The organism is Streptomyces sp. URMC 127, from assembly GCF_051386535.1.
In the GTDB taxonomy this organism is placed as follows: domain Bacteria; phylum Actinomycetota; class Actinomycetes; order Streptomycetales; family Streptomycetaceae; genus Streptomyces.
The window spans coordinates 1-4,099 of sequence record NZ_JBPQTW010000350.1 but is presented as its reverse complement, the minus strand read 5'-3'; the positions used below and the strand labels follow the sequence as shown (position 1 = coordinate 4,099).

5 protein-coding genes are annotated in these 4,099 nt (G+C 72.8%); 2 read left to right on the top strand and 3 right to left on the bottom strand.

Going from position 1 to position 4,099, the window contains the following annotated elements; all coding sequences use genetic code 11:
* Positions 1-106 precede the first annotated feature (106 nt).
* On the bottom strand, positions 107-769 hold the full coding sequence (gene nucS, locus ACSNOH_RS33720) for an endonuclease NucS (RefSeq protein WP_436725257.1): 663 nt from the start codon (positions 767-769) through the stop codon (positions 107-109).
* Positions 770-978: 209 nt separating this feature from the next.
* On the opposite strand from nucS, the gene ACSNOH_RS33715 reads away from it, so the two are divergent.
* Entirely contained in the window at positions 979-1,371 is a 393-nt protein-coding gene (locus ACSNOH_RS33715) for an SCO5389 family protein (protein ID WP_436725256.1), read from the top strand.
* 155 nt (positions 1,372-1,526) lie between these two features.
* On the opposite strand, the gene ACSNOH_RS33710 is transcribed toward ACSNOH_RS33715, so the two are convergent.
* The gene (locus ACSNOH_RS33710; protein ID WP_436725255.1) at positions 1,527-2,552 is read right to left on the bottom strand and encodes an LLM class flavin-dependent oxidoreductase; all 1,026 of its coding nucleotides are present in this window, start codon (positions 2,550-2,552) and stop codon (positions 1,527-1,529) included.
* A 206-nt stretch (positions 2,553-2,758) separates the two neighbouring features.
* Between ACSNOH_RS33710 and ACSNOH_RS33705 the strand changes: the two genes are divergently transcribed.
* Entirely contained in the window at positions 2,759-3,091 is a 333-nt protein-coding gene (locus ACSNOH_RS33705) for an ATP/GTP-binding protein (protein ID WP_436725254.1), read from the top strand.
* 51 nt (positions 3,092-3,142) lie between these two features.
* Here ACSNOH_RS33705 and ACSNOH_RS33700 read toward each other — a convergent pair whose 3' ends face one another.
* Positions 3,143-4,072: an ABC transporter permease gene (locus ACSNOH_RS33700; protein WP_436725253.1), complete on the bottom strand. Its 930-nt coding sequence runs from the start codon at positions 4,070-4,072 to the stop codon at positions 3,143-3,145.
* Between the last annotated feature and the right edge of the window lie 27 nt (positions 4,073-4,099).

Sequence of the window (4,099 nt, the reverse complement as noted above, 5' to 3'; positions counted from 1 at the left end):
GCGGAGGCAGCAGCACGCAGCCGTCGTCGAAGCCCCCGACGACGCCGTCCTCGCCCTCCGTGCCGTCCTCCCCGTCCGGCGTTCGGTTAGGAAGAGGCGCCGCGCCTCAGAAGAGCCGCAGCTTGTCGTCCTCGATGCCGCGCAGCGCGTCGTAGTCCAGGACGACGCAGCCGATGCCGCGGTCCGTCGCCAGCACGCGCGCCTGGGGCTTGATCTCCTGCGCGGCGAAGACGCCGCGCACGGGCGCCAGGTGCGGGTCGCGGTTGAGGAGCTCCAGGTAGCGTGTGAGCTGCTCCACACCGTCGATCTCGCCACGTCGTTTGATCTCCACGGCCACCGTCGCGCCGTCGGCGTCGCGGCACAGGATGTCGACCGGGCCGATCGCCGTGGGGTACTCGCGGCGGATCAGGGAGTAGCCCTCGCCGAGCGTCTCGATGCGGTCCGCGAGGAGCTCCTGGAGGTGCGCTTCCACGCCGTCCTTGATGAGCCCGGGGTCCACGCCGAGCTCGTGGGAGGAGTCGTGCAGGACCTCCTCCATCGTGATGATCAGCTTCTCGCCCGCCTTGTTGACCACGGTCCACACGCTCCCGTCGCCCTCCTTGAGGGTGCACGGCGGGGACATCCAGTTGAGCGGTTTGTAGGCGCGGTCGTCCGCATGGATCGAGACGCTGCCGTCCGCCTTGACGAGGATCAGCCGCGGGGCGGAGGGGAGGTGGGCGGTGAGCCGGCCCGCGTAGTCCACGGAGCAACGGGCGATGACGAGACGCATGGTGCGCAACGCTACTCGACTCCTGCCCCCCGGCGCGATTCGCCCCTGATGGGCCCCTTCGGCGTTGGCTGGTTGTCGGTGCGTTCTCCTGGTGCGCCCGCAGTGGCCGAATTACCGTTGAAGCGGGCGGTCGCCGTACGGGCACGGGGCGTCGTCGTCCGCTCGCCCATCCCTGAGACCCCGCTCGCGGGGTCGCGAGAGGAGAACCCATGTCGCTCGACGTCTCACCGGCCCTCCTCGAACAGGCCGAGCGAGGCGAGGTCGACGAAGCGGAATTCGTCGACTGCGTCCGGACCTCCCTGCCGTACGCGTGGGAGATGATCAGCTCCCTCGTGGCCCGGCTCAGGACCGACGGTGGCGATCTCGCCGACAACCGGACGCCTCCGCCGGACGAGCAGGCCCGCGGCCAGCTGCTGCGCGCGCTGGCCAGTGACGCCATCCGCGGTGCGCTGGAGCGGCACTTCGGAGTGCGGCTGGCCTTCCAGAACTGCCACCGGGTGGCGGTCTTCCCGCTCGACCCGGCGGCGGACGAGCGCTTCGCCCGCTTCACGTCCATCCGGGGCCAGTTGCTGAACCAGTCCCCGGAGCTCCGGGACTGCTGACGCACTCGTGCTGCCGCTCCGCACGCGGGAGGTGTCGACTGAGATGCGGGAGCGGCAGCAGCCCCGGGGCGGCAGGGGCTGGGGAGGACGGAGAGCGCGGAAAGAGACCGGGGAGCGACCGGAGAGCGGCCGGAGAGAGGGGACGGGCGGCGGGCTCAGCCGATCAGCGGCACCACTTCGCTGCCGAGCCGGCGGAGGTTCTCCTCGGTGGCGGCGAGGTCCCCGGAGCCCTCGGCGAGCAGCGCGAAGCGCGTGATGCCCGTGCGCTCCGCGGTGGCCGCGAGGCGGTCGGCGCACAACTGCGGCGGGCCCACGGGGTGGAGCTCGCACAGCAGCCGGGTGTACTCCACGGGATCGCGCATCGGGCGGGCCCGCCCGTCGACCGTCACATGGGCGGACAGCCCCTGGTGCAGCCAGCCCGGCATGGCCTTGGTGAGCGTCTCGGCGGCCTCCTGGCGCCGGTCCCCGACCTGCACGACGCCGGCCGCCACGTGACCCGCCGCGGCCACCTCTTCGGGTGAACGCCCGGCCTCCAGCGAGCACTTGCGCCACAGGGCGACCATCTCCGCCTTCTCCGCGTCCCCGCTGTGCATCCCGAGCAGCATGGGCAGCCCCTGGGCGGCCGCGAGGCGGACGCTCGACGGCGAGGTGCAGGCCACGACGACGGGCGGGCCGGAACGATCCTCCAGGTCGTCGGGGCGGGGGACGACCGGCACCGCGCGGAAGCGGAACCGCGGCCCGTCGGCGCCCACGCGGGGCTCGCGCAGCCACCGCATCAGCAGCGCCAGGGACTCCGGGAAACCCTCCTCGTACGCCGCCACACCGGAGTTGAAGACTTCCAGGTCCACCCAGGGGCCGCCGCGGCCCACCCCGAGGGTGAACCGGCCCTCCGAGGCGAGGTGCAGCATCGCGGCCTGCTCGCCGAGGGCCACCGGGTGGACCGTGGGCAGCACGCTGACCGCGGTGCCGACCCGGATCCGGCGGGTGCGGCCGAGGGCCAGCGCCGCGAGGGTGACGGCCGACGGGCAGACCCCGTACGGCACGAAGTGGTGCTCGGCGAACCAGACCGCATCCAGCCCCGCCTCCTCGGCGACCACTGCCGTCCGCACGGCCCGGTGCAGGGCCTCGGTGTGCCCCTGGCCCGGGAACTGGGCGGCCAGGACGAATGCTCCAACGCGCATCGCTCTTGCTCCTCCTAGCGACCGACGCGGCATCCCCCACCGAAATAACGGCTGACACGTGCCATGGGCACGGCTCCGCGTGAAGTTTTCATGATGATCGGGAGAGCGTTCCGGCGCCGGGGCCGGCCGGACGGCTGCCCGGCGCGGTGACTGCGGCGCGTAGGCTGGTCACGGCCCGTAGCTCCCCAGACCATTCGAGGTGCCCCGTGTCTCCGCGCCGAAACCGCCCGCGAGGCGGCGCAGACAAGCAGTCCGACCTTCCGCGCGGAGAGGGCGGCGACCGTTACGGCCTGGAGCGCACGGAGGACTGGCAGGGCGAGGAGTGGGCGGTGCGCACGATCGGCGGGGGCGCGGCCACGAAGCACTACCGCTGCCCCGGCTGCGACCAGGAGATCCCGCCGGGCGTACCGCACTTGGTGGCCTGGCCCCAGTACGGGGCGGGCGTCGAGGACCGGCGGCACTGGCACAAGTCCTGCTGGAACGCGCGGGACCGCCGGAGCGCGAGGCTCCAGCGGTCCCGTAACGCACCGCGCTATTGAGTTGAGTTGCCGGCCCGGCCCGGCCGGCCGGCCGCGCGCCGCCGCCAGGCGCTACGCGTCGCGCTTGAGCAGGGCGGCGAAGGCGCCGCCGAGGGCGGCGGCCGCGGCGATCGCCATGACCCACAGCGGGTCCCAGCCGGTCAGGCTGGCGCTGGAGTCGTCGCCGGAGACGCCGTAGAAGACCGACAGCATCATCGGGATCGAGTACTCGAACAGGACCTCGCGGACCTTCATCAGGCTCTCGGTGAACATGAACATCCCGACGACCAGCGGCAGCAGGACGACGCCGAGCATCACCGTGATCGCGCCCGCGGAGTGGCGCAGCAGCGTGCCCACGCCGAGCGAGACCAGGCCGAGGAGGCCGACGAACAGACTCGTGCCGACCGTGCACTTGAGCCACTCGCTGCCGCCGGCCGCGAACTCCGCCTGGTCGTCCAGCAGGGCGACGTCGGCCATGCCCACCACCACGGTGGAGACCAGGGTGACGGCGAAGCTCAGCGCGAAGAAGACGATCGCCTTCGCCGCCAGCACGCGGGCCCGGTCCGGGCAGGCCGTCAGCGTCGTGCGGATCAGGCCCGTGCCGTACTCGGTGGAGATCGTCAGCACGCCGAGCGTGAGGACGCAGATCATGCCGAGCATCAGGCTGAAGAAGCCGGCGGCGAGCGGCGTGGTGCCGTTCATCGTGCTGCCGGTGCCGTTGACGGCCATCGCGATCAGCAGGCCTATGCCGACGACTATCGCCACCATGACGCCGAGCGTCCAGACCGTGGAGCGCACCGAACGGATCTTGGTCCACTCGGCCGCGACGGCGTCCATGAGCGTCGCCTTGCGCACCGGGATCGGCGAGACGTAGCCGGCGGGGCCGGGGGCGCCGGCCGCGGGCGCGGTGCCGGGCCAGTAGCCGGGCGCGGCGTGCGGAGGGGCCTGCGGGGCGGTCTGCGGAGCCGCCGGGTGGGCCGCCTGGGGCTGGGGGGTGGTCATCGGGCGTCCTCGCTGTCGCGCTTGGTG

Bases quoted from the DNA above. Each gene is read 5' to 3' on its own strand.
- ACSNOH_RS33700 (WP_436725253.1), bottom strand. From the start codon at position 4,072: ATGACCACCCCCCAGCCCCAGGCGGCCCACCCGGCGGCTCCGCAGACC.
- nucS (WP_436725257.1), bottom strand. From the start codon at position 769: ATGCGTCTCGTCATCGCCCGTTGCTCCGTGGACTACGCGGGCCGGCTC.
- ACSNOH_RS33710 (WP_436725255.1), bottom strand. From the start codon at position 2,552: ATGCGCGTTGGAGCATTCGTCCTGGCCGCCCAGTTCCCGGGCCAGGGG.
- ACSNOH_RS33715 (WP_436725256.1), top strand. From the start codon at position 979: ATGTCGCTCGACGTCTCACCGGCCCTCCTCGAACAGGCCGAGCGAGGC.